Here is a 24,824-nt window from a genome sequence, read left to right on the forward strand (position 1 = left end):
TCCCTGCGCAAGCCCTGCGCTCGGCCTCCTGAAGTCGCGATCTGCGGCGCCTGAACTACCGCGCGCTTAGAAGCAAACGCAGAAAGCATGTTGCGGTAAGGGCAAGGACGACGGTAAACGCTTGGCCATCGCCGAGTTACAGGCGGGCTGGACATGGGTTGCAAGCAACCCAATCCGCTCACCCTCCCCCCAGATCAGTCCGCCAACCGCCAGGTCGTCCCGCCCTTGCTGTCTTCAAGCACCACACCCATGGCCGTCAACTGGTCACGAATGCGATCGGACTCACCCCAGTTCTTATCCGCCCGCGCCTGCAAGCGTGCCTGGATCAAACCCTCGACCTGAGCAGCGTCCACCTTTCCTTCAGCCCCTGCACGCAGGAAGTCATCGGCCTCCAGCTGCAACACACCCAGCACGTCACCCAGCTCACGCAAACGCCCCGCCAAGCCAGCCGCTGCCGACACGTCGCTCTCGCGCAGGCGGTTGATTTCGCGGACCAGATCGAACAACACGGCGCAGGCTTCTGGCGTACCGAAGTCGTCGTTCATCGCAGCAGTGAAACGCTCGACGAAGGCCTCCCCGCCGCTGGCCGGTACACGAGGCAAGCCACGCAAAGCGTGGTAGAACCGCTCCAGTGCACCCTTGGCGTCGCGAAGGCTATCTTCTGAGTAGTTGATCGCGCTGCGGTAGTGGCTGGCCACCAGCAGATAGCGCACCACTTCAGGGTGATACTTTTCCAGCACGTCGCGAATGGTGAAGAAGTTGTTCAGCGACTTGGACATCTTCTCGCCGTTGATGCGGATCATGCCGCAGTGCATCCAGGCGTTGGCGTACGGTTTGCCAGTGGCAGCTTCGCTCTGGGCAATTTCGTTCTCATGATGCGGGAACTCAAGGTCGCTGCCGCCGCCATGAATGTCGAAACTCTCACCCAGGCAGCACGTGGACATCACCGAGCATTCGATGTGCCAACCAGGGCGGCCAGGCCCCCAGGGCGACTCCCAGCTGGGCTCGCCCGGCTTGACGCCTTTCCACAGGACGAAGTCCAGCGGATCCTGCTTGGCCTCGCCGACCTCGATTCGCGCACCAATACGCAAGTCTTCGATCTTCTTGCGTGAGAGCTTGCCGTAACCCACGAATTTGCCGACGCGGTAGTAGACATCACCGTTGCCAGGCGCATACGCATAACCTTTGTCGATCAAGGTCTGGATCATGGCATGCATGCCGGCAATGTGATCGGTGGCGCGCGGTTCCTGGTCCGGAGGCAGGATGTTAAGGCGGCGTTCGTCCTCGTGCATCGCATCGATCATGCGGGCGGTGAGTGCGTCGAAGGTTTCGCCGTTCTCGTTGGCCCGGTTGATGATCTTGTCATCGATGTCGGTGATGTTGCGCACGTACGTCAGGTTGTAGCCGCTCTTGCGCAACCAGCGGGTGGCCAGGTCGAAAGCCACCATGCTGCGACCATGGCCCAGGTGGCAGTAGTCATAGACGGTCATGCCGCAGACGTACATGCGCACGTTGTTGCCGTCCAACGGTTTGAACGGCTCCTTGGTCTTGGTCAGGGTGTTGTAGATCGTGAGCACGGTGGTTCCTCAGCTGCCCCAGGAGTCACGCAGGGTGACGGTGCGGTTGAATACCGGGCGGCCCGGCTGGCTGTCCTTGAGGTCAGCACAGAAGTAGCCTTCGCGTTCGAACTGGAAGCGATCTTCCGGCTGCGCCTGGGCCAGGGAGGGCTCGGCACGGCAGCCGCTGAGCACTTGCAGCGAATCAGGGTTGATGTTGTCGAGGAAAGTGCCACCCTCCTCGGTCTTTTCAGGGTTCGCCGAACGGAACAGACGGTCGTACAACCGGACTTCGCATTCCACACTACCCTCGGCCGGCACCCAGTGGATCACCCCCTTGACCTTGCGGCCTTCGGGGTTCTTGCCCAGGGTGTCCGGATCGTAGGAGCAGCGCAGCTCGACGATAGTGCCCTCGGCGTCCTTGATCGCCTCATCGGCGCGGATGACGTAGCTACCGCGCAGGCGCACTTCGCCGTTAGGCTCAAGACGTTTGTAACCCTTGGGCGGCTCTTCCATGAAGTCGTCGCGGTCGATGTACAGCTCACGTGCGAATGGCAGCACGCGCACGCCCATGTCTTCCTTGGGATGGCGCGGCAGTTCGAGCTGCTCGATCTGGCCTTCGGGATAGTTGGTGATCACCACCTTCAATGGGCGCAGCACGCACATCGCGCGGGGTGCAGTACGGTCCAGATCGTCGCGGATGCAGAACTCCAGCATGGACATGTCGACCACACCGTCCGAGCGGTTGGTACCGATCATTTCGCAGAAGTTGCGGATCGACGCCGGGGTGTAGCCACGGCGGCGGAAGCCCGACAAGGTGGACATGCGCGGGTCGTCCCAGCCCTCGACGTGTTGCTCGTCCACCAGTTGCTTGAGCTTGCGCTTGGAGGTGATGGTGTAGTTGAGGTTAAGACGGCTGAACTCGTACTGGCGCGGATGCGCAGGCACCGGCAGGTGGTCCAGGAACCACTCGTACAGCGGCCGGTGTCCTTCGAACTCCAGCGTGCAGATGGAATGGGTGATGCCTTCGATGGCATCCGACTGGCCGTGAGTGAAGTCGTAGTTCGGGTAGATGCACCAGGTATCGCCCGTCTGGTGGTGGTGGGCATGGCGAATCCGGTAGAGGATCGGGTCACGCAGGTTCATGTTGGGCGAAGCCATGTCGATCTTGGCGCGCAGCACGCGCTCACCGTCCTTGAACTCACCGGCCTTCATGCGGGCGAACAGGTCGAGGTTCTCCTCCACGCTGCGCTCGCGGTACGGGCTATTCTTGCCTGGTTCCTTGAGGTTGCCGCGGTATTCCTTGGCCTGTTCCGGCGTGAGGTCGCACACGTAGGCCTTGCCCTGCTTGATCAGCTCGACGGCCCAGGCGTGCAGTTGGTCGAAGTAGCTCGAGGCGTAGCGAACGTCGCCGGCCCAGTCGAAGCCCAGCCACTTTACATCGCGCTGGATGGCATCGATGTACTCCTGGTCTTCCTTGGCAGGGTTGGTGTCGTCAAAGCGCAGGTGACAGACACCTCCAAACTCCTTGGCCAGGCCGAAATTGACGCAGATCGACTTGGCATGGCCGATGTGCAGGTAGCCATTGGGCTCGGGCGGGAAGCGGGTGACGATGCTGGCGTGCTTGCCCGAGTCCAGGTCGGCCTGGATGATCGGCCGCAGGAAGTTCGCAGGGACAGCGGGGGCGCCTTTGGCAGCGGCGTTGGGCGCGTTGTCGGCAGTGGGCTTGCTCATAGGATCCTTGAATGCACGTAGCCGGCCTGGGTAGGCCGAATGAATCAAAGGGCCTATCATAGCCGAAGCAGTCAAGCTGCCGACAGTCGGGCTCCGCCAAACTCGCGTGATTTCTCACGCCTTTTTGCCGCAGCCTTGGCAAAATGGCGCAAGCGCGCCATGTGTCCTCAACGCCTGACGCCGCGTCTGGTAGTAATCAGCGCCCAACGCATCCTATTTTCGATTGCCTTGAAAAAGCGAGTTTCAGCATGTCCAAAGTCAAACTGAGCACCAACCACGGCGACATCGTCCTGCAGCTGGACGCCGAGAAAGCGCCGCAGACGACCGAAAACTTCGTTCAGTACGTCAAGGACGGCCACTACGACGGCACCGTTTTTCACCGCGTCATTAAAGGCTTCATGATTCAGGGCGGCGGCTTTGAAGCTGGCATGTCCCAGAAGAAAACCCGCGACAGCATCCAGAACGAAGCCGACAACGGCCTGAAGAACAAGAAGTACAGCATCGCCATGGCCCGCACCATGGACCCGCACTCTGCCTCGGCACAATTCTTCATCAACGCGTCTGACAACGATTTCCTCAACCACAGCGGCAAAAACACCCAGGGCTGGGGCTACGCCGTGTTCGGTGAAGTGATCGAAGGCCGTGAAGTCGTCGACGCCATCGAAAAAGTTGCCACCGGCTCGAGCGCTGGCCACCAGGATGTACCAAAGGACGACGTAATCATCGAGAAAGCCGAGATCATTGAGTGATACTGCTGATCTCCGATCTGCACCTGCAAGAAGAACGCCCGGACATCACCCGGGCGTTTCTTGATTTGCTCGAAGGTCGGGCTTGCCAGGCCAAGGCGCTGTACATCTTGGGCGACTTTTTCGAAGCGTGGATCGGCGACGATGCCATGACCGCCTTTCAGCAGTCGATCTGCCAAGCCATGCGACGGCTCAGCGACAGCGGCACTGCGCTCTACCTGATGCACGGCAACCGGGACTTCCTGATCGGCCAGGCCTTTTGCGAGGCTGCAGGTTGCACCCTGCTGAGCGATCCTTGTGTGGTTGAGCTGGAAGCAGAACGGGTGCTGCTGATGCACGGCGACACCTTGTGCACCCGAGACCTGGGCTACATGAAAATGCGGCGATTGCTGCGCAATCCCGTGAGCCTCTGGTTGCTTAGGCACCTCCCCTTGTCAGTTCGCCTGAAATTGGCACGCAAGCTGCGCAGCGAAAGCCGCGCCCAGACGCGAATGAAATCCACGGAGATCGTTGACGTCACGCCCGAAGAAGTGCCCAAGGTCATGGCGGCGCACGACGTGCGCACACTGGTGCACGGCCATACCCATCGCCCGGCGATTCACAAGCTGATGGTGGACGGGGAGCCGGCCCGGCGCATTGTGCTGGGCGACTGGGACAAACGTGCCTGGGCCTTGCAAGTGGACGCGCAAGGGTTTCAGCTGGCGCCGTTCGAATTTCCCTGAGCGCTTGAGCGCTATTTGCTCGATAGTGGCTAGCCAGCCTGAGCGCAACATCAGGCGTCGGGCTGATGCTTATGCGGGAGACGAGCAAGGCTTGTCTCCCATTCCGATACTCACTGAACGCCTAGCCGCTCATCTCGCTCACGGATAATCACCTCCCGGTACGCCGGATCGGCCTTTATCTGCTTCTCTGTGAACGGCATATCATGCAACTGACCAGCAGCGAACGCCTTGGTCTGATCACTGGCATGGGGCGAGGCCGCCTCGCTCGATTGGGAGAACGCCAGCAGACCGCGTGCCTTGGGGCCTTCATCGGTGAAGCTGACCAGCTGTAGGTAGCTGGTGCCGCTGACAACCAAGCGCTTGCCCTGCCCCATCGGCACACTGTACATGGCGTTGTACACGCCAAGTGCCTGGGGCCCGCCCGGCACTGGCGTGCCATCTTGGGCCTGTTGTACCTGCCCCCAGTGCGCCTTCGGGTCGATGCCCTCCTCGGCCACTTGCCGGAGTGAGGCAAGGGCCGCCTGATGAACCACCTTGCTCACCGATGCCTGCTCAACCGCCAGACCACGCGGGGTATGCACAGGGTCGTTGCGATCGAACGCCACTCGCCATACCTGCGGTTGTTGCTCGATTGCGTTGTAGATGTTTTCAAAGTGCACCAGCCCCATGTTGCTCTGCTGGTTGGCCTTGCCGTTCCAGCTGGCCAGGCTGCGGCACACGGGCTGGACATCAGTGGGGGCACGCTTGCACCAGCTCAGCAGATCCGGCAGCAGCAAATGCGCAAGGTAGACTTCGTCATCGGTCACCAAGCGCTGCAGATCTTCCACACCAAGCAGCGCCCTGCCTTGCAGACGTTCCAACGCGAAGCGCCCACGCATGCCCAGAGGCTGATCGCTGCGGCTGACCAAGGGCGAGTAGCCTGTCATCGGCTGCGCAGGGTTGGTCATCCAGGCTGGATCGTTGGAGTTCTGCACGAAATCATCGCGCTCCAGACGGGGCATCAGCTCCGCCGGAACCGTACCGGGTTGCGCAGCGCGGCTGTCGACTTTCCAGTTGCACAGGCTGCGGGAACCATCGAGCACTACCAGCGGGCCTGCCTGTTCGCCACCGCAGTCATCGAGCAATGCCTGGTCGACGTAAGGCACCACTGACTGGTTCAGGTAGGTCGTCTTGCCACGTTCATCCACGGCGACGGTGTTGACCCATGGAATACCATGCAGCTGCTCAACGGAACGCGTCAGCGCCGCCACGCTGTCGGCACGATTGATCTGGTACCACTGTTGCAGCACGCGGGCGTTATCGCTGTTGGCATCACGCAGGCTGTAGGCCGTATGCCTGTCCCAGTCCAACCGCCCAGGCCACTGAACGACCGGACCAAATGACGAGCTATACAGGACACGCTCGATTTTTTGCAGTCGGCCATCGGCGGCCTTGACCATGATGCTGACGCTTTGGCGGGTCAGCGGCAGTGACTTGCCGTCGAGCACATACCGGGTTGGGTCCTTGGGGTCGAGTTGCAGGCGAAACAACGTGAAATGCTTGGACGTGTCGACGGTATGGGTCCACGCGAGGTGGCGATTGAAGCCGATGTTGATCATCGGCAAACCAGGTAATGCTGCACCCATCACATCGAGTTCACCGGGGATGGTCAATTGCATCTGGTAGAACCGCATGCCTCCCACCCATGGGAAATGCGGGTTGGCCAACAGCAAACCACGGCCATTGCCCGAACGCTGGGCACCCACTGCAATGGCGTTGCTGCCACGCTGGGTGGCAAACCGTTGCTGCTGTTCCAGCGCTTTCCCATAAGCGACTGCGGGTTGCCGGGCATCGTTCTCGGGCGGCTGCGCGCCGGCCAGGGCTTCGACGAACTGCCCGACCCCACCTTCTGCAAGTAACCGCCGTGTTAGCTTGACCAGGTCCTGGCTGGTGATGGCGCGCACCCACTCACCCTTTCCACATTCCGGTGGCAGGCCCTGCTGACGACGCTCGGCCAGTGCTCGATTGAACCCACTGGCATAACCCGCCAAGAGAGCCTGGATGGCAGCGGGCTGTGCGTCCAGAAAAGCCTGCACCTGTCCCGGCCCGTTAAGCCAGGTGAAGAACACATCACTGGCCAGGTTCTCGCGCTGGTCCACGGTCTGGCCTTGACCACCAAAATAGCGCGAGCGCTCACCGCTGACCGTCAGGACCTGGTCAGCCAGCAAACAAAGATTGTCCTGGGCATAGGCATAGCCAATGCCATAACCGAGCCCTCTTTCATCCTTGGCCACGATATGCGGCACGCCATAGGTGGTGCGACGGATCTGGGCGCTGGCATCTTGCGCTACGGGTTGAGCCTGTGCGGTCAAGGCCGCAACCATGAGCGCTGCGGCCAGACCGGCACAACGGCTTGAGCGGATAAATGGGGACACGGACACTCCTCGAATACGGTTCATGCCGGTGAAACGAACGAACGCAAGAAGAGTTTAGGCGGCCTTTACGCTCAGGCCTGACGCTCGTGTACAGGGACCAGGCGTGACGGGAAAAGATGCCGCTTGATCTGAGCCAACAACAACTGATGAAGGTTTTTTCGCTTTGCATTGCAGATTACAGGCGCTCATTCGTCTTATTCAAAGAGGCACCCATCGTTCGGGTTCGTCCAAGAAAAGGAGCATTCACATGTACAACCCGCCAACTCCAGCGCAAGCCAACACGGCGCAGGCCAACACCCCGACTGGGCAGGACGCGCAGGTCGACGAACGAACCGGCAACGAGCAGATACGGGAGTTGCTGCGCAGCTTCGGGCTGCGTACCAGCCTGATACGGCTGAAAGTGATAGACGCCCTGCACGCGGCAGAGCGAAATGGAAGAAGCATTGGCGTGCGAGGCGTGCATGCGCAACTGGAGCAGTTGGACATACCGTTGTCATTTGTCAGCGTACGAGAGGTGCTCAAACGGTTATGTGCCGAAGGCGTGATTCAGCTAGGTGCTGACAAATGCTACAGCCTTGATCCGCAGGCACGTGCGCTACTGGAGCGAACCACCTCGGCCTGAGCAGTCGGGCTGGCAACTGGGACGGTAAGCGTCATCGCCTGACTTTACGTCGCAGTATGCCGTTGATCACCACCACGACCACGGCAATGGCGATAGCCAGCATCTGGAAGGTCTGCTCGCTGATCGTACCCGCTTTTTGCAAATGGGAGAGACCGATCATTAGCCCAAGGACCACCAGAATGATCAGGAGGGAATATTTGAGGCGCTGCACGTGTGTCATCGACGGTTCCTTGCTACATCCGAAACAAATGGCTTAGCTCAAGCCGCGCAGATGATACAACGTTCGCCCGCCCCGGCGCTGCATTTCCTGCTGCCTGGCAGCATCCCAAGCTGAAAACATCCGGCTTCAACACACATGTGGGGAGCCCCATGAACAAATACCTGTTAACACTCATGCTGTGCCTGGCCATCACGCCATTGCATGCTTTCAATACAACTGAGGTGCCTTGCGCAAGACTGCTCGAGCTTGGTCACACGCTGAGCCAGAAAGCAGGGAGCAGCCAGTGGCAACAGTTGTGGCAACGGGTTCGAAAGGCTGGCTACCTGAGTCCTGGCAACACCTCGTTGCGATTCGAGGTGCCATCCGCTGTATTGCCAGCGCTTGCGCAGCAGACCCTGGCGCGCGCCGACCAAGTACGGCCGGTGTACGAGACCCAGGCGATTTACCGCCGGACCTTCGATGACCGGATTATCGGATCCCGTAACGGGCAGCCTCTGCACGCACTCTGTGTGCAGGTGGACTGGAGGTCCGTGCCATCCGGGCTGCGAAGTCTTCAAGAGGCACACCTGGGCAGTGCCAGTCTACTACGTGCCTATCCGTGCGACTGAGGTGTTAATACCCAAAGTGCCATATGTTGCGCTCATTCCCCGGGAACACTCACGTCTCGAGCGCTTGCATGTGTTTTTCCTACACGGTGAGACTGCGCTGCCTGCATAAGCTAGTAACCGAAACTACAACCCTCACCCCTAATAGCGCCTAGCGGGTCCCGCCGCCTATCACAGAAAATTTAGCCACACCTCGACGTTATGCCGCTGGTGACCCCTACCATTTTCGAAGGAGCGTCATATGGAAACGCCAGACTTGAGCCACATCGACGTCAGCCAATTGCCGCAATCGCTACAGGCACTGATTGAGTGCATAGGCATAGAAAACGCGTACCAGCTGACCTGCGCATTTGGCGGTAGGCCTAAGTACATTCCAAAACACCGCGATCGAACCAAGCTTGCTGACGTGTTACCGGCTGAGGCACTCGACGCCCTGATCAAGCGCTTTGCAGGTGTCGCGCTTGAGATTCCCAAGGTTGATCATTTTATCCGCCAATTGCGCAACCAACAGATTCAGAAAGAAAGCGCCAGCGGATTCTCGCGCAGCTTGTTGGCCGACAAGTACGGCCTGAGCCTGCGCCAGATCGGCAACATCCGCCGTCAGGAGTTGCCATTGCGATGAGCGAAGCCTCATCCACCCATACCCACCCTTAACCTGAAATTTAAAAGAGAACCCAGCATGTCCATAGACAACAGCCTCATAGGGTCCGTCATCAATGCCTTGCCCATGGACCGCATGATCGCGGGCCCGTTGCAGGCCATGGTCCAGGCCCAGGTCACCGCCAGCAAATCCTACGCAGACTTCCTCATGCAAGTCTGCGTACAGGACGGCAAGGCGGTCGCTATCCAGTTCGACTATGACGAGACCATCGTCGACGAGCAGGGCCAATCACAGGGCGTGGTCAAGAAGACGCTGCAAGTGCCGCTGATGGCGGCGATCACCCACCCGAACATCGCCATCGAAAACGGCACCGTCGAATTCGAGCTGGTCATCAACCAGATGTCCGAAGACACATCGGCCAGGGACATAAACGCAGAAGGCGCGGCCTCCTTGGGCTGGGGCCCCTTCAAGCTCAACGTCAAGGGCAGCGTAAGCCATAAGTCATCGCAAACGCGCAAGACTGACACCCGGGCACGCTACGCCTTCAACACGACTCTCAAGCGACAGGACCCACCAGAGGCAATGATGAGGGTGATCGACTTCCTCACAGAGGCGGCTACCAAGCCCATTATTGCAAAGGATGTCACGCAGCAATCGCCAGCCTTGAGTGCGCCACCTCAGGCTCCGGAAGAGCTCGATAGCCCCACGGCATAACTACTGTCAGCGCAGTCACGGCGCGGCGCGAATTGTCCCCCTGAAGGCCCTTCAGGGGACCCACTTGGCCCAATGAGTCGAACCCATGGACAAGAGCCCTGTCCCCATGACATCCATTGACCTGCGCGAAATCACTCGCGGCCTGCAGGAAGCTGCGAGCGCCGCCAACAGCATGATCGCGCAACAGTACATTGAACTGTTCGATCGTTTTTTCGACTGCAATCACCAAGAGCTGGGCGCTCCGATGACCGCGAAGATGGTCGAGGTGGCCATGGATGAGCAACACCTGATGCGCGTGCCCCTTTTCGCGCTGGTGTCGCCTAAAGGGTTGGCACTGGAACGGATGCAGGTCGACCTGTCGGTTCGCGTCCAGAATACCGAAGCACGACGAGCATTCACCCCAGCCGACGCAAGCCGCTCGGCCAGTTTCAAGGTAACCATCGGTGGCCAGGGGCGCCAAGGAGATAGCCGCGACCCCGACGAGGTGCAGATCCGGATGCAGTTCCAGGCAAGCGAACCGCCCGAGGCCCTAAACCGGCTGATCGAGGAATACACCAACTTGATCATCCCAGTTCGCGCCCCGGCTCCGGCTCCGGCTCCGGCTCCAGCGCCACCACCCTCGCCCACCAACGAATTCATCGAGGCGGCGACGGTACGTTGATCCCGGCACCACCGGCTCAGCCCGATCCTCAGTCAGGCCAGTCCGAAAACCTGCGGTGGCAACTAGAAGTCGCGTTTGTAGAAGACGTCCAGGGAGCTTGCCACTCCACTGGCAGCCTCGACATACACCTTCTTGCTGAGCTTGTAGCGCAAGGCGATGGTGTTGGCCGGCTCGAACACGCCTACTCCATAGCGCAGGCTGAGTTTCTCGGTCAGGTTGCCACTGGCCACCACACTGGTGGTGTTGCCTGAGCCCTCGGTATCGAGCTGGAAGTCATCGATACCCAGGCGCGATGCCACATTACCCGTGATCCCTGCGCTGCCGGCTAGCCCCAGGCCCAAGGCGGCCTCGGCCAGCATGTTGTTGTCTTCACCCGATGCCCCCAACGGACGGCCAAGCACCAGGTAGGACAACGCTTGTTCCTGGCTCATGGCAGGCTCGGAAAACACCGTACTGGTCGGTTGCTCGGCGTTGCCGCTCAAGCGGATGCCGGCGATCACGTCATCGACTTGACGGATCGCTTCGATGTCCAGGTAGGGCTGGTCGATCGGCCCGGCAAACAGCAGCCGGGCGCGGCGGATGGTCAGCCGCTGGCCGTAGGCGCGGTAGCGACCATCGGCCAGGCTCAACTCGCCACGCGTATCGAGGTTGTCACCGATATGCACGTGCCCCAACAGGTTGGCAGTCAGGCCGAAACCACTGAACGACAGTTTGCCTCGGCCTACCTCGACATCGATATCCATGGCCATGGCCATGGCCATCGGCGGCTTGCCCTCCTCGGTCTGGTTACCGACGATGACCGTGTCGTCGGAAACCTTGACCGTGGAAGGGGGCAGCTCGCGCACTGTGATCTTGCCGTTGGGCACCTGCACCTTGCCTGTGACTGCCAACTTGTCGTCGATCAGTTGCAGGGTAAGGTCCGGCGCTACCTCCAGCGTGGCATAGGGTTCGACCGTGACAGGTAACTGCTGCCCTTGCACGCGGATGTTCATCCCCAGCGCCTGGCCCCAGGTCAGGTTGCCATCAACCTGGCCGCGGCCTGCAGTGCCGCTGCGCCAGGTGCCGGCAAGCTGCACCTGTTCACCCGCGATCCGGGCCTGAAGGCCGAGGTCCTGGAACTGAATCGGCAGTTCGGCACCGGTGATCTGGCCGCCGCTCAAATTCACACTGCCGTTGACTTGCGGTGCCAGCAGCGTGCCAGACAGCTGCCCGCTCCCCTTGAGCTCCCCAGCCAGGTGCTCAACCATCGGCACGAAGGGACGGGCCACTGAGAGGTCGAGACCGGCCAGGTTGAAGTCGCCGGACAACGGCTTGTCCTTGCCCAGTGGATCGATACGCGCCGTGAGATTCAGCTGCCCCAGGCGCTCCCCCAGGAATGCAAGACGGGTATCGATACGCCGCGGCGCCAAGGTGCTATCCAGCCGCAGGGTCTGGTACGGGAAATCGACCCAGCGGCTACCATCATTGACGCGCAATGTGCCGCCACTGGCGTCCACCACCACGGTGCCCTTTGGGCCGCTGGCAGGCAGGTCCAGGTTGATGTCGGCATTGAGCAGGCCCTGCCATGCGAAATCCTCGGGCATCCACTGCGCCAGGCTGTCCAGCGGGAAGCGCTTGAGGTGGTACCGCAGGCGCGGCTCAGGCGCTAACCGTTGATCATCACCACACAGACTGGCCTGCCCCGAACGCCAGCAGTGGGCGCCGAAATCCAGCTGACCGCTGGCCAGGCGCTGCAGTTTGGCAGGCGCCTGCAGTTGCCAGTCTTGCCCGCCAGCCTGTACCCGCCCAGTGGCCAGGCGGCCGCGCCAGTCACCGTTGTCCAGTTGCCCGTCCAGACCCACGTCCAGCTTTAGTTGCGGGCCGTTCAACGCCAGCGTCAATGCCTGTCGTCGCATGTCGCCATTGCCGGCCGCCTGCAGCGTACCGAGGGCGGTATCACCCGCCTGGATACCCGTAACTTTCAAGTCGATATTGGCCCGTTGCCGGTCGTCCAGACGGGCCGAGAGATTCAGTTGCTGCAAGCGATTCTCGGCCTGTGCCAACCCGGTACCGCGCAATGCCAGCGTGCCTTGCGGCGCCTGTAGGGTACCGGCCACGTCCAGTTGCCCCTTGACCTGGCCCTGCAGCTCGGGCCACAGCTGCCCCAGGCGTGGCAGATCAATATCCACCTTGCCGGCCAGGCGCTGTTGCAGGCTGCCACTTCCGTTTATACGGTTGTCACCCAGTTGCACGCGCAAGGCTGCCAGCGTCCAGCGCTGCCCTGCCCCGTCCGCCTGAACGTTGAGCACAGCGGGTTGGCCGCGCAGGCGACCCTTGAGGTCGAGCTGAGCGTCGAGCGACAGGTCATCGCCCTGCAGCTGGCCTTTGCTACGCAACGGCCCGGCCAATGTTCCAGGTAGCTCCGCCACCCAGTAGGCCGGGTTCAGCGCCGACAACTGCAGGTCCACGTCCCAGGCGAGCGCTTGCGCGAAGCGTACGGCCACACGGCCTGTCGCCTTGCCTTGTCCCGCAGTAAGCGCCAGCGTTGGCAAAGTGACCTGCTCAAGATCCCCTTCGAAGGGGCTTGCCACCTTGAAGGCGCCGGCAGGCCCGTCCAGATCGCCATCAAAGCTGCCCTCGTAGCGACCGTCGCGATAGCGAACCTGCGCGTTCAGGCGTTTGAGCGTCACCTCAGGCGGTGTATCCAGCGGATACAGGCGCAGCCAAGGAAAGTCTTGCCAGGCCAGTTGCGCGTCCGCTGCCAGGCCATCCTGCCAGTCGACCTTGGCTTGCAGCTTCACCTGCTGGCTATCGCCTGCGTTGAGATCAAGGCCCTTGACCACGGCACCTTTGCTGTCGACCAACCCGGACAAAGCCAGGGCGATGGGCGACTGCTGGGCTGGCAAATTGGCAGACCCGGTCAATGCATAGCCCGTCTCAAGGTTCCCATCGGCTAACAGCACCAGGTCATCGAGCTGCAGAGTGTCGGGCAGTGCCTCGGATGGCTTGAACGCCTTGGCCTGAATGCTCAGGCTGGCCGGCAGGTGTTCGGCCAATGCCTGGACCTTGCCCGCAAGGGTGGCATCCAGATACCCACTGCTCGTCCCGGTCAGGTCAAGCGAGCGTTGCAGTTCACCCGTGGCTTGCAATGCCAGTTGCCATGGCTTGTCACCCATGGCAAGGAGCTGCACCTGGGCCTGTAACTGCACAGGCCAATCGCCTTGAGGCTTCACGTCACCTTGCAGGTCCAACTGCAGATCGTCGCGGGTCAGGTGCAGGCTGTCGATGCGCATGCCTTTACCGGTCCAGTGCGCAGCCAGTTGCAGATCACCGAGCAGGTCGCTGCCATCCAGGCGCAGTTGCCCTATCTTCACCTCGCCCAGTTCGATGGCAAGCGGCAAGTCCAATGTAGGCAGTTGCAGCGGGCCGTCGTCGCTGACGTCAGTCGAGGGGGCGAACGCCATGTCGATACGTTCTGCGTGCAACTGATCGATGCACAAAGCCCCACGCAGCAGGCATGCCGGGGACCAGTTCAGCAACGGCGCCTGCGCCTGGACCTGGGTCTGCCCATCGACGTAGGAAAGACGAGTGGCTTGCCAGGTGCCCGCCAGGCGTCCTGCGAAACCTTCCACGGTCAGCCCTGGAACCTTGCCCAGCGCCCAACGGCTGCCGCCCTCGGTGCCGATCACCAAAGCGATGGTCAGCGTCAGAACGGCCACGAGCCCAAACAGGCCCAGCAGCATGTATTTGATGACAGGTTTCAAAGCTCAGGCCCCATGGAAAAGTGCAGGCGGATGCCGCCGTCGTCGTCCAAGGCCTTGGCCAAGTCCAGGCGTAGCGGCCCTACCGGTGAAACCCAGCGTACGCCGAAGCCGACCCCCGTCTTCAGGTTGGGCAACTCGAAGTTGTTGAACGCGTTGCCCTGGTCGACGAAGGTCGCCAGGCGCCATTTGTCCGTCAGGGAATACTGGTATTCGACGCTGCCCGCCACCAGGTAACGGCCACCGATGCGATCCCCGTCGCTGTTTTTCGGCGACAGGGTCTGGTAGTCGTAGCCGCGCACGCTCTGGTCGCCACCAGCGAAGAACCGCAGCGAAGGCGGAACGCTGTTCTGGAAACCGTTGGTGGCGCTGCCGCCGAACTGAACGCGGCCCAGCAGCCGGTGGTTCTGACCTACTGTGGTGAGCCCTTTGAGCAGCACGTTGCCGCGCAGCAGGTTCGTATCGGAGCCCAGGCCTTCCTTTGCCACTTGCGCTTCGAACTGCACGCGATAGCCATTATGGGGGTCAATGCGGTTGTCGCTGCGCAGGAATGAATAGCTGATACCGGGCATGAGCAGGTTGCTAAGGCCCGCATCGTCCCCCAGCCGGTACTCTTCGCGTTGGTACTTGAGCGATATGACCCGCTGCCAGCCGCTGGGCAGCTTGCTGTGCCATTCAGGGCCTACCGTCAAGAGCTTGCTGAGGGTGTCGGTGCCCGCCAGTTCTTCGTTCTGGTACCCCCCGGCAAATCGCAGTTTGTCGGTCAATGGCGGGTCCAACGGGATGTCGTACCACAGCCCCACGTTTTGACGCGGCGCCGACAGCTCCGCTTCCCAGCCATAGCTGTGCCCCTGGGGGTTGACCCAATGGCGAGTCCAGTTGGCCTTGCCCCGCGGGCCAACGTCGGTGGAATACCCAAGGCCCAAGCCCAGCGTGCGAGGCTTGCGGGTTTCCAGGCGTACATCGACCGGAATATTCTGAGCGACTGCGGCCGTGGGCGCGGCGTCTACGCGCACGCCCTCGAAGTAGCCGCTGGACTGCAAGTCGCTGTTGAGTTCTGCAATCAGCTCCGAATCGTAGGGCGTACCGGGTTTGAACGAGACCATCCGCTGCAGCAAATCGTCGTCCAGCGGCGTATCGCCACTGAAGGTGACCGCGCCCAGTCGGTACCGCGGCCCACTTTGGTAGACCAGGTCGATATCGGCCACCCCGGCACGGGGATCGACGGCCAGGCGCTGCTGGCTGAAGCGACCTGCGAAGAAGCCATAGCGTGAGGCCTGGTTCTGAATGACACGCTTGGCATCCTCATACACACCATGGTTCAGTTGCTCGCCAGCGCGAAGCGCGCCGCCGGAAGGCACCCTGAACGCGGTCATGTCACTGGCCGGCCCCTCGACGCGCACGGTCACGTTGCGCAGGCGTATCGGCTCGCCGGGCACGATATTCACCACCAGTCGTGGTGAACCATCATCGTCGCGGGGCGGCTTGACGTCGGTACTTATCTGGGCCTGGTAGTAGCCCAGCGCCTGGGCCGCTTTGCGCGCCTGCTCCTCGGCCCCGCGACTGAAACGCAGCAGCGCTTGCTCGTCGCGGTCGCCCAAGCTACCGATATAGCCCTCGACATTGGCCTTGAGCGCCTTGTTGGCCGGCTTGACCGTCACCACCAATTCGCTCTGGCCCCATGCAGCAAAGCTGGCGGCCCAGATCACCAGGCCCCAGCGAACTCTTCCTGAATATGTCATCCCGCGCATGCTACCAGACCAAGGGTGTAAAAGAAGCCAACCGAAACGCCATTCACGCCAAGGGTTCACTGACCTGAGCGCTGTCATACATCAGGACGCGTTGGCGCACAGTCCCAATGGCGACCTCGCCAACCTCGACAAAGCCTTGCGTGTGATAGAACGCCACGTGTTCATCATTGCCCGTGTCGACGACGATCCCTTCTACCGGCCCATCCTTTATGCACCATTGTTGTACCGCATGTAACAACTGGGCCGGATACACCTGGCCTTGCAGCGCCGGCAACACCCCCAGTAGCGGCAGCACGTGCACTTGATCGGTAGGCCGGCATGTCGAGACAGCCGCCTGGTACGCCATGAAGCGCCGGGTGGCGCGCACCCCCGCGCCAACCATCATCCGCAGGCGCCAGGCCCAGCTGTCAGCCACACCCAGACGCCGCAATGGCGGCACGATCAGCGCGACGCCTACCAGGCGATCGTCCAGCAGCAAGCCAACGGCGGGCAGTTGCAGGTAGAAATGCTGGCGTACCCACTCGCGTAGCAGCGTACGCAGGCGGCGCTCATAACCAGGGCGATGCGCTTCGAGCAGATAAGCGAAAGTAGGGTCGTCCCGGTAGACGGTGTACAGCAGTGCCCGGGTTTCGCGGCGATAACCGGAGTCGAGCAGGCAAACGCGGGCCTCGGCGGCAGGGGCTTGAGACATGGAGGGGAACCTTCTGGGCTGGCTGATAGGCCTTGGAGGCACAATGCCGCCCATCGTTCACCTTCGCGCCATGTCAGCCGCGCCTAAGTGCCCCCATGCTGGTGATCAACGCCGATGTCGGCTAGCATCGCGCCTTTTTAACGGGATCGTCTCTGCATGAAGATCGTCTGTTTCAACATCAATGGCCTGCGGGCGCGCCCACACCAGTTGGCCGCCTTGGTCGAAAAGCACCAGCCGGACATCATCGGCCTGCAGGAAACCAAGGTCAGCGACGATCAGTTTCCACTAGCCGAGGTCCAGGCCCTGGGCTACCACGTGCATTACCACGGGCAAAAGGGCCACTACGGTGTCGCCTTACTATCGCGTCAGGCACCCTTGAGCTTGCACAAAGGGTTTGCAACGGACGAAGAAGACGCCCAGCGGCGCTTCATCTGGGGCACCTTCGCCGACCACCACGGCAACCCCGTCACCGTCATGAACGGCTATTTCCCGCAGGGCGAAAGCCGCGACCACCCCACCAAGTTCCCGGCCAAGCAGCGTTTCTACGCGGACCTGCAAGCATTGCTCGAAGGCCAGTTTCGCAGTGACCAGCCCGTGCTGGTCATGGGCGACATGAACATATCCCCAGAAGATTGCGACATCGGAATCGGCCCAGACAATGCCAAGCGCTGGCTCAGGACCGGCAAATGCAGCTTCCTGCCAGAGGAGCGGGAGTGGATGGAGCGCTTGAAAGGCTGGGGGCTGGTGGACAGCTTCCGGCATCTGCACCCGGGTGTCGACGACCGTTTCAGCTGGTTCGACTACCGCAGCCGCGGCTTCGAGGACGAACCCAAGCGTGGCCTGCGCATCGACCTGATCATGGCCTCGGCAAGCCTGGTTCCGAGGATCAAGGCTGCAGGCGTGGATTACGAACTGCGCGCGATGGAAAAACCGTCGGATCATGCGCCCATCTGGCTAGAGCTCAGCTAAGCCAGCCTAGGGCGCAGGAGGCCTTGTACGGCTCACAACGTGGTGCGCAAGGCCTCGCCGATACCCACACCGCGGCCATCATCGGCAGCACTGACCAGGGCGAAACTGTAGGCGCCATGGGACCAGTATCGGGCCTGGAGCTGACCATCGATTCGCTGCCCTTGCGGCATGCGCCGGAAGTGCTCGCCGGGTGAGCGCAGGAACAGGCTGATACGGCGCCCCGCCCCGTCCTGGAACACCACCAGCGCCGCCGGCCCTTGCTCGTTACTGAGCAGCCGGGCGCCCACCGGGGCGAACCCGTAGCCTGCCAGATCAGGCAGTTGGCCCACCTGGTGAAAGTGCGCTTGCAGCCAGGTGCGCAATTGATCGGGGTCACGCGCCTGAATATCCAGCGCTTGGCTGTCGGCGAACAATCGGTGGGCCTGCACGGCATCAGCCATGGGCTTTGCGTCGGCAAAGCTGGCATCGCGCGCCTGCCACCCGCCAAGTCCCCCAATGCCTAGGGCTAGGACGATCGCTGCAGCACTTGCCCAGCGACGCTTCAGGCGGTGTCGCGCCTGTCGGCGCAGCTGATCGCGGTCAACCCGCGGACCCGCGAGCGGCTGCGCAAGGCCCGCCAGGCTCGTGCGCAACTGGCGCGCATCGGCGCGCCAGCCTTCCACACGCTGCGCAGCCTTTGGATGATTGGCCAGCCAGGCCTGGACTTCGGCACGGCGCACCGGGTCCAGGCGGTCATCGACGTAGGCGTGAAGCTCTTCTTCGTTAGGAATAAGACGGGTCATTTCAATCTCCGCAAGGCCGGTGGTCGAGGGCTGTCCTCGGTCAATGCACGCAGGGCATCGCGCGCGCGCGACAGCCGTGACATGACAGTACCGATGGGAATACCCAACGTCTGGGCAGCCTCCTTGTAACTCAGGCCCTCAACGCTCACCAGCAACAGCAACGCGCGTTGCTCGGTCTTGAGCCGACCAAATGCCTGCAAATCCGCCTGGGCCAGCACGATGTCCTCGAGGTTATCGCCGGCCGTTTCTTCGGCCGTGCTACTGCTGGCGAACCAGGACAACCAGCGGGCATGCAACCGTTCTCGCCGTTTGCCATCCAGAAACAATCGATAAAGGATGGTGAACAGCCAGGCGCGCAGGGCATCGGGATCCTGGTGCTGCTGACGCCGGCTCAAGGCACGCTCGACCGTGGCCTGCACAAGGTCATCCGCACTTCCTGCCTCGCGGGTCAGCCAGAGGGCGAAGCGACGCAGTCGGGCCAGTAGCGCTCGCCATTGTTGGTCGTCCAAGTCCTGCATGGAAAGTATCCGGTCAATGATGGGGCAGTGTAGAGAACAGACGCGCTGGAGAAAAAGTTATTCCCGCCCGGGAATAACTTTTCCAGTACAGCGTCGTACTGGCACTTTTCGTGAAAACAACGGGACTGACCATGAACCAACCTTTGCACGGCCGGGCCAAGGCCTCGCGGCTTGCCGCAATCGGCGCGGTGATGCTGGCTGCCGGTGCGGGTTTCGCCTACAGCGCCGGCTGGCTTGGCCAATCCGCGCTTACACCACAGCGCATCATCGACACGTTCGAGGCCCAGGCTGGGCACTACCCGGGTTATCGCAAGAACCACGCTAAAGGCCTGTGCGTGAGCGGCTATTTCCAGGCCAGCGGGCAAGCGGCAAGCTTGTCGACGGCACGGGCATTCACCCAGGCGCACGTGCCGGTGACAGGCCGCCTGGCCATTGGTGGTGCCAACCCGTTTGCGCCTGACACCGGCATCCCCGTGCGCAGCCTGGCAATCGAGCTCGCCACCGACGATGGGCAAGTCTGGAGGACCGGCATGAACAACCCGCCCGTTCTGGCGGTGAGTACGGCCGAGGCGTTCTACGAGCAGGTGCTGGCCAACACCCCGGACCCGGCCACGCGCAAGCCCGACCCTGCCAAGGTACAGGCCTTCTTTGCAGCCCACCCCGAGAGCGCCGCGTTTAGGCAATGGGCAGCCAGCTACAAGCCCAGCGACAGCTTCGCCAACACCCAGTACCACAGCATCAATGCATTCAAGTTGATCGATCACGACGGCCATGCCCATCCGGTGCGCTGGCAGCTTGAACCGCTCACGCCGTACACGGCCTTACCGGCGAAGGTGGACGACCCTCTGTTCCTGCAACATGACCTGCAACGACGGCTGGCGCAGGGGCCTTTGCGCTGGACCCTGCGCCTGGTGCTGGCCGAACCGGACGACGCTATCGACGACCCTGCCAAACCCTGGCCAGCGAGCCGGCGCAGCGTCAACGCAGGCACCCTGGTGCTTGAGCAGGTCGACGCACCGGAACAGGGTGCCTGCCGCGACCTCAACTTCGACCCCTTGATACTGCCCCACGGCATCGAACCCTCCGCCGACCCTATACTCGCGGCCCGGTCAGCGGCCTATTCGGAATCATTCAACCGTCGTAGCCGCGAGTCCTTGAGCACTGGAGCCCGACCATGAAACCCACCGCCTTTCATCCCGTCGCCCGCCTGCTGCACTGGTCGATGGCGATCCTGATCCTGGCCATGCTCTTGATCGGCGTGAGCATGGTCACGGACCTGTCCGTCCGTCACCCCGTACTGGTCAGCTTGCACAAGGCCACGGGGCTTGCGCTGCTGGTGCTGGTCGTAGCGCGCATCATCGTGCGCCTGAGCATTCCCCATCCACCTCTGCCCCAGGACCTGCCAGCCTTCCAGCGCCTGGCTGCCGGCGCTTCGCACCTGCTGCTGTACGGCCTCATGCTAGCCATGCCCTTGCTGGGGTGGGCCATGCTCTCGGCCGGCGGGTACCCTCGCCCGTTTGGCCTGCCGGCGATCGTGCCCCATGATTTGCAGCTGTATGCCGTGCTGCGCCAGGCGCACGGCTGGGCAGGCTACCTGTTGTTCGCCACGATACTGGTACACGTGGGCGCTGCGCTGATGCACGCCTGGGTTCGGCGTGATGGGGTCCTGCGCAGCATGTGGCCAGGGCCAAGGGCGCAGTGAGCGCGCCATATCTTGCCAAGCGATGGCCCACCCGGCATCGCTGGCAGCCGGCACCGGCAAACCGCAGCGCGCAAGCCTTGAGAGTATGTTTTAATGCGCCTCGCTCATTATTCTTGACACCTCTTATTACAAGGCGGCTATGGACACGGGGACGCGACTCAAACTAGTGCGTGAACGCAACAACCTCTCCCAGCGGGAGTTGGCACGCCGCAGCGGGCTCACCAACTCGACCATTTCGCAGATCGAGCAGAATCGCGTCAGCCCTTCGGTCAGCTCCTTGAAGAAGCTGCTGGAGGGCATTCCGATGAGCCTGGCAGAGTTTTTCAGCTTTGATGAACCCGTCCGTGAGGAGCGTTTCGTGTTCCGGGCGGGCGAGCAGCCCGACTTGGGTCGCAATGGGTTGCGCATGCTGCTGGTAGGTGCCAGCGTCGAGGGCCGGCAAATGCGCATGCTGCGCGAGCTTTACGCCCCAGGTGCCGACTCGGGCGAGCCCATCGTACACGCCGAGGGCGAGGAGTGCGGGCTCGTCACGCGAGGCACCGTCGAGCTGTGGGTCGATGGCCAGGTCAGCGTGCTCAATGCGGGAGATGGCTACTACATCCCTACCACCCTGCCCCACAGTTTCAAGAATATTGGCCAGGACGAAGCGGAGATCATCAGCGCCAATACCCCCGCGAACTTCTGACCCAGGCGACGTGATGGTTGCAGACCACGTGAGCTGCAACCATCATCGGGTCATCGCACCGTCGGCACCTCGATATCATCCTGCTCGCGGCTCGCATAGTGTTGCGCCAGCACAGCACAAACCATCAGCTGGATCTGGTGGAACAGCATCAATGGCAGGATCATTGCGCCGATGCCGCTACCGACGAACAGCACCTGCGCCATCGGCACACCGGTTGCCAGGCTCTTCTTCGAGCCTGCGAACAGGATGGTGATCCGGTCTTCGAGGTTGAAGCCAAGCACTTTGCCCAACAGGCTGGTCCCCAGCAACACCACGGTCAGCAGGATGCCGCAAACGGCGAACAGGCCTGCCAGGTGCTGCGGCGAAACAGTGTGCCACAAGCCTGTGACCACCGCCTCGCTGAAGGCGGTGTAGACCACCAGCAGAATCGAGCCCTGGTCGACGATCTTCAGCCAACGCGCATTGCGTTTTACCCAGCCCCCAATCCAGCGGCGGGCCAGTTGCCCGGCCACGAAGGGCACCAGCAACTGCAGGGTGATCTTGAGCACTGCGTCCAGACCCGAGCCGGTGTCGCCGCTGGCGCCCAGCAACAGCATCACCAGTACCGGGGTCAGGAATATGCCCAGCAGGCTGGATGCGGCTGCGCTGCAGATGGCCGCTGGTACGTTACCCCGCGCCAGCGAGGTGAACGCGATGGCCGACTGGACGGTGGCAGGCAGGGCGCAAAGGTACAGCACCCCCAAGTAGAGCTCGTCTCCCACCAGTGGCAGGAACAGCGGCTTGAACGCCATGCCCAGCAGCGGAAACAGCACGAACGTGCAGGAAAACACCAGCAGGTGCAGGCGCCAATGCCCCGCTCCAGCGATGATTGCCTCCCGCGAGAGCTTGGCCCCGTGCAGGAAGAATAACAAACCGATCGCCAGGTTGGTGAGCCAGCCGAAATACACCGCACCCTGCCCTGAGCAAGGCAACACGGTGGCGATCGCTACCACGGCCAGCAACGCCAGGGTGAAGTTGTCGAACAGCATGCGCAGGTACTTCATCACAGCTCCGTCTTGTCTTTGGGCAAGGACGGAGGATAAGGTCTTGCGCCCCCAGGCGCTAACGCCGGAACCCCTCCTGGTATCGCGCAACGGACAGTCAGCCAAGGAATCTTCATGATCTGCTCCCGCTCCGTGGCCCTTGCGGTCGCCCTCACACTCGGCGCCCTCTGGTTACCCGCCTACGCCAATGACCCGCTGCGAATCAAAGTCGACACCGTCATTGGCCCCCTGATGCAGGCCCAGGGCATCAGCGGCATGGCGGTCGCGCTGTATGCGCATGGCCACGCTCATTACTTCAGCTACGGCGTCGCCAGCCGCGAAAGCGGCGTGCCCGTTAGCCGCGACACCCTCTTTGAAATTGGCTCGCTGAGCAAGACATTCACCGCCACGTTGGCGGCAGTGGCCAATGCCGAAGGCCAGCTTGCCCTGGACGCCCCTGCCAAACGCTATCACCCGGCCTTGGCTGGCACCCCCATGGGCGACGCCACCGTGCTGGACCTGGGCACCTACAGTGCCGATTGCCTGCCCTTGCAGTTTCCTGACACCGTGGATACACCCGAGCAAGTGGTGACGTTTTTGCGCCAATGGCAGCCCAAAGGCACGCCAGGTGCCCAACGGTGTTACTCCAACCCGAGCCTGGGCCTGTTCGGCGACCTGGCCGCCCGCGCCCAACATCAACCGTTTGCCACCTTGCTTGAGCACAACGTGCTGGAGCCCATGGGCCTGCACAGCACCTACCTGGAGGTGCCCAGTGATGCACGTAGCCTGTATGCCCAGGGCTACGACGCCAGCGACAAGCCAGTGCGCGTAAACCCTGGCCCTTATGCGCAGCAAGCCTACGGCATCAAGACCAGTGCCAGCGATCTGCTGCGTTATGTGCGCTTGAACATGCAGCCCGACGGTCTGCCTGCGCCCTTGGCCCGGGCCACCCTCATCACCCGTAGCGGCTACGCCCAGATCGGTGAAATGACACAAGGCCTGGGCTGGGAGCGTTATGCGTACCCCGTTGCGCTGCGCACCCTCATCGCCGGCAATGGTCCGCAAATGATACGAGGCCCCCAGCCGGCACAACGGCTGCAGCCGCCTGCCGCCCCATTGGCGGGAGCCTGGTACAACAAGACAGGCTCCACCAATGGTTTCGGTGCCTACGCAGCGTTCGTCCCGTCAGAGGGCTTGGCCATCGTGCTTCTGGCCAACCGCAACTACCCCAACGAAGCCCGCGTGCGCGCGGCATACGAGATTCTTTCAGGGCTTTGAAATCGAGTATTGTCGAACAACTCTACGAAAATGTAGTGAGCAAAAAATATCACTACAAAATAGTTGACGCCGTTCATCGCGCTTGGGCATGATGAGGCCGTCTCCCTGATCGGGAGCCGTGGCAAGGGTGTTCCAGGCCGCCTGCGCGGTAACGCAGGCGGTCCGTGGAGAGGGAACTGTCCAAAAGGCAGCGTGAGAAAGCCCCTGTTGCAAAGCTGCAGTAGCAGCCTTGGAAACGCGCTACATCGCGATAGCGCCAACTGTGAAAATCACCTGAAACTGGGTAATGGGGGCTTTATGATGAACTTGAACGACAATCCGACCATCGATCAATTGGCCAAGCTGTTCGCCACGCGCAAGGACAGCCTCGATGACCATCTGCTGTGGGTGAGCCAAAGCGGCGAAGTGCGCCTGGACCGCTTGCCACCCAACACGATTGAAGATGAATTCCAGGAGCACCTGCCAAGCATGCGTGCGAGATTCAAGGCCTACCGCCGAGGCCAGGGCTATGTGGGCAAGAAGGCGGCTGCCGATACCGAGTTCGTCGGCCGTGTCTTGCAAACCCTGCAACAGCAATGGCCAGAGGCACGTACGCAACGTGCCGTGAAAGTGATCGAAGCGCAGTATTGACCGTCACGCTATATCAAGCCCGGCCACCGCGCCGGGCTTTTTCATGCGCGCCTTTTGGCTTTTTTAGGTAATGGCATGGCACCTGTGGCCAACGCCCGAGCGCGCTCCACCCCCCAAACCAGCGCCCGGGTCATGGTTTCCCCGGAGCGCGCAGCATAATACTCCTCCAACAGAGCCTGCCCATTGCGTGCGTAAAGGCCGAGAAACAGTTGAGTTGCACCTTGCCTGGACAGGCGCACCTGCACATCCAGGGTGGTGCCATCGCTCAGCACCTCGTCGTGGCAGCGGCTGTGCAGTTGTGCGTCGGCCCACTGCCAATAGGTTTCGTCCCTGACTCGCATCGTTTGCGGTCCTCCTTACAAAAACGTAACCAAGGAACCATATCCGTGCCTGATAGGCGACCGTAACTGACCGACATCATGAGCTTGGTCAATCAACGCTTAAAAAAAGACAGGTAGCAC

At 61.7% G+C, this 24,824-nt stretch carries 24 protein-coding genes; 13 read left to right on the plus strand and 11 right to left on the minus strand.

Annotation, left to right across the window (positions count from 1 at the left end; genetic code table 11):
- Window positions 1-194: 194 nt before the first annotated feature.
- Both cysS and FS767_RS17635 read right to left on the minus strand, forming a co-directional pair.
- Window positions 195-1,577, minus strand: a complete 1,383-nt coding sequence (cysS, locus tag FS767_RS17630) for a cysteine--tRNA ligase (protein ID WP_058605167.1) — start codon at window positions 1,575-1,577, stop codon at window positions 195-197.
- A 9-nt stretch (window positions 1,578-1,586) separates the two neighbouring features.
- Entirely contained in the window at window positions 1,587-3,290 is a 1,704-nt protein-coding gene (locus FS767_RS17635) for a glutamine--tRNA ligase/YqeY domain fusion protein (RefSeq protein ID WP_144967073.1), read from the minus strand.
- A 248-nt stretch (window positions 3,291-3,538) separates the two neighbouring features.
- On the opposite strand from FS767_RS17635, the gene FS767_RS17640 reads away from it, so the two are divergent.
- Window positions 3,539-4,039 carry a peptidylprolyl isomerase gene (locus FS767_RS17640; RefSeq protein WP_144967074.1) on the plus strand — a complete coding sequence of 167 codons (501 nt, stop codon included), beginning with the start codon at window positions 3,539-3,541 and terminating at the stop codon, window positions 4,037-4,039.
- On the plus strand, window positions 4,036-4,758 hold the full coding sequence (locus FS767_RS17645) for a UDP-2,3-diacylglucosamine diphosphatase (protein ID WP_144967075.1): 723 nt from the start codon (window positions 4,036-4,038) through the stop codon (window positions 4,756-4,758). The genes FS767_RS17640 and FS767_RS17645 overlap by 4 nt, the downstream gene beginning before the upstream one ends.
- A 110-nt stretch (window positions 4,759-4,868) precedes the next feature.
- Here FS767_RS17645 and FS767_RS17650 read toward each other — a convergent pair whose 3' ends face one another.
- Window positions 4,869-7,196, minus strand: a complete 2,328-nt coding sequence (locus tag FS767_RS17650) for an acylase (RefSeq protein WP_144967076.1) — start codon at window positions 7,194-7,196, stop codon at window positions 4,869-4,871.
- Window positions 7,197-7,419: 223 nt separating this feature from the next.
- Here FS767_RS17650 and FS767_RS17655 point away from each other — a divergent pair, with 223 nt between their 5' ends.
- Window positions 7,420-7,794 (plus strand): fe2+ zn2+ uptake regulation protein, encoded by a 375-nt coding sequence (locus FS767_RS17655; protein WP_144967077.1) that lies wholly within the window; start codon window positions 7,420-7,422, stop codon window positions 7,792-7,794.
- Between the two features lie 31 nt (window positions 7,795-7,825).
- Here the strand turns inward: FS767_RS17655 and FS767_RS17660 are convergent, their stop codons facing one another.
- Window positions 7,826-8,014, minus strand: coding sequence for a hypothetical protein (locus FS767_RS17660; protein WP_023533551.1), 189 nt, complete (start codon window positions 8,012-8,014; stop codon window positions 7,826-7,828).
- Window positions 8,015-8,163: 149 nt separating this feature from the next.
- Here FS767_RS17660 and FS767_RS17665 point away from each other — a divergent pair, with 149 nt between their 5' ends.
- The 4 genes from FS767_RS17665 to FS767_RS17680 all read left to right on the plus strand — a co-directional run bounded on the left by FS767_RS17665 (window position 8,164) and on the right by FS767_RS17680 (window position 10,595).
- Complete coding sequence (locus FS767_RS17665) at window positions 8,164-8,622, plus strand: hypothetical protein (RefSeq protein ID WP_144967078.1); 459 nt, start codon at window positions 8,164-8,166, stop codon at window positions 8,620-8,622.
- A gap of 238 nt (window positions 8,623-8,860) precedes the next feature.
- Window positions 8,861-9,241, plus strand: coding sequence for a Mor transcription activator family protein (locus FS767_RS17670; RefSeq protein WP_144967079.1), 381 nt, complete (start codon window positions 8,861-8,863; stop codon window positions 9,239-9,241).
- Window positions 9,242-9,298: 57 nt separating this feature from the next.
- Window positions 9,299-9,934: a DUF2589 domain-containing protein gene (locus tag FS767_RS17675; protein ID WP_144967080.1), complete on the plus strand. Its 636-nt coding sequence runs from the start codon at window positions 9,299-9,301 to the stop codon at window positions 9,932-9,934.
- 85 nt (window positions 9,935-10,019) lie between these two features.
- Entirely contained in the window at window positions 10,020-10,595 is a 576-nt protein-coding gene (locus FS767_RS17680; RefSeq protein ID WP_144967081.1) for a DUF2589 domain-containing protein, read from the plus strand.
- A 62-nt stretch (window positions 10,596-10,657) separates the two neighbouring features.
- Here the strand turns inward: FS767_RS17680 and FS767_RS17685 are convergent, their stop codons facing one another.
- From FS767_RS17685 to FS767_RS17695, 3 genes are read right to left on the minus strand one after another with little or no spacing between them, the layout of a single operon-like run.
- Window positions 10,658-14,338 (minus strand): translocation/assembly module TamB domain-containing protein, encoded by a 3,681-nt coding sequence (locus tag FS767_RS17685; protein WP_144967082.1) that lies wholly within the window; start codon window positions 14,336-14,338, stop codon window positions 10,658-10,660.
- Window positions 14,335-16,077, minus strand: coding sequence for an autotransporter assembly complex family protein (locus FS767_RS17690; RefSeq protein WP_144967083.1), 1,743 nt, complete (start codon window positions 16,075-16,077; stop codon window positions 14,335-14,337). The genes FS767_RS17685 and FS767_RS17690 overlap by 4 nt, the downstream gene beginning before the upstream one ends.
- A 52-nt stretch (window positions 16,078-16,129) precedes the next feature.
- Window positions 16,130-16,777: a GNAT family N-acetyltransferase gene (locus FS767_RS17695; protein ID WP_144967084.1), complete on the minus strand. Its 648-nt coding sequence runs from the start codon at window positions 16,775-16,777 to the stop codon at window positions 16,130-16,132.
- Window positions 16,778-16,933: 156 nt separating this feature from the next.
- On the opposite strand from FS767_RS17695, the gene xthA reads away from it, so the two are divergent.
- Window positions 16,934-17,746, plus strand: coding sequence for an exodeoxyribonuclease III (xthA, locus tag FS767_RS17700; RefSeq protein ID WP_144967085.1), 813 nt, complete (start codon window positions 16,934-16,936; stop codon window positions 17,744-17,746).
- 32 nt (window positions 17,747-17,778) lie between these two features.
- Here the strand turns inward: xthA and FS767_RS17705 are convergent, their stop codons facing one another.
- The gene (locus tag FS767_RS17705) at window positions 17,779-18,528 is read right to left on the minus strand and encodes an anti-sigma factor (protein WP_144967086.1); all 750 of its coding nucleotides are present in this window, start codon (window positions 18,526-18,528) and stop codon (window positions 17,779-17,781) included.
- Window positions 18,525-19,046, minus strand: a complete 522-nt coding sequence (locus FS767_RS17710; RefSeq protein ID WP_144967087.1) for a sigma-70 family RNA polymerase sigma factor — start codon at window positions 19,044-19,046, stop codon at window positions 18,525-18,527. Before FS767_RS17710 ends, FS767_RS17705 begins: the two co-directional genes overlap by 4 nt.
- Before the next feature lie 125 nt (window positions 19,047-19,171).
- Here FS767_RS17710 and FS767_RS17715 point away from each other — a divergent pair, with 125 nt between their 5' ends.
- The 3 genes from FS767_RS17715 (at window position 19,172) to FS767_RS17725 (ending at window position 21,433) form a co-directional block, all read left to right on the plus strand.
- Window positions 19,172-20,224: a catalase family peroxidase gene (locus FS767_RS17715; protein WP_144967151.1), complete on the plus strand. Its 1,053-nt coding sequence runs from the start codon at window positions 19,172-19,174 to the stop codon at window positions 20,222-20,224.
- Window positions 20,221-20,748 carry a cytochrome b gene (locus tag FS767_RS17720; protein ID WP_058605152.1) on the plus strand — a complete coding sequence of 176 codons (528 nt, stop codon included), beginning with the start codon at window positions 20,221-20,223 and terminating at the stop codon, window positions 20,746-20,748. Before FS767_RS17715 ends, FS767_RS17720 begins: the two co-directional genes overlap by 4 nt.
- 139 nt (window positions 20,749-20,887) lie before the next feature.
- Complete coding sequence (locus FS767_RS17725) at window positions 20,888-21,433, plus strand: cupin domain-containing protein (protein WP_027915556.1); 546 nt, start codon at window positions 20,888-20,890, stop codon at window positions 21,431-21,433.
- 50 nt (window positions 21,434-21,483) lie between these two features.
- On the opposite strand, the gene FS767_RS17730 is transcribed toward FS767_RS17725, so the two are convergent.
- Window positions 21,484-22,476 carry a bile acid:sodium symporter family protein gene (locus tag FS767_RS17730; protein WP_144967088.1) on the minus strand — a complete coding sequence of 331 codons (993 nt, stop codon included), beginning with the start codon at window positions 22,474-22,476 and terminating at the stop codon, window positions 21,484-21,486.
- Between the two features lie 114 nt (window positions 22,477-22,590).
- On the opposite strand from FS767_RS17730, the gene ampC reads away from it, so the two are divergent.
- Window positions 22,591-23,733 carry a class C beta-lactamase gene (gene ampC, locus FS767_RS17735; RefSeq protein WP_144967089.1) on the plus strand — a complete coding sequence of 381 codons (1,143 nt, stop codon included), beginning with the start codon at window positions 22,591-22,593 and terminating at the stop codon, window positions 23,731-23,733.
- Window positions 23,734-24,030: 297 nt separating this feature from the next.
- Complete coding sequence (locus FS767_RS17740) at window positions 24,031-24,363, plus strand: hypothetical protein (RefSeq protein ID WP_058605149.1); 333 nt, start codon at window positions 24,031-24,033, stop codon at window positions 24,361-24,363.
- A 41-nt stretch (window positions 24,364-24,404) separates the two neighbouring features.
- Here the strand turns inward: FS767_RS17740 and FS767_RS17745 are convergent, their stop codons facing one another.
- Window positions 24,405-24,704, minus strand: coding sequence for a hypothetical protein (locus tag FS767_RS17745; protein ID WP_144967090.1), 300 nt, complete (start codon window positions 24,702-24,704; stop codon window positions 24,405-24,407).
- Window positions 24,705-24,824: the final 120 nt, after the last annotated feature.

This window comes from Pseudomonas sp. DE0010 (assembly GCF_007680745.1).
GTDB classification, from domain to species: Bacteria; Pseudomonadota; Gammaproteobacteria; order Pseudomonadales; family Pseudomonadaceae; genus Aquipseudomonas; species Aquipseudomonas parafulva_B.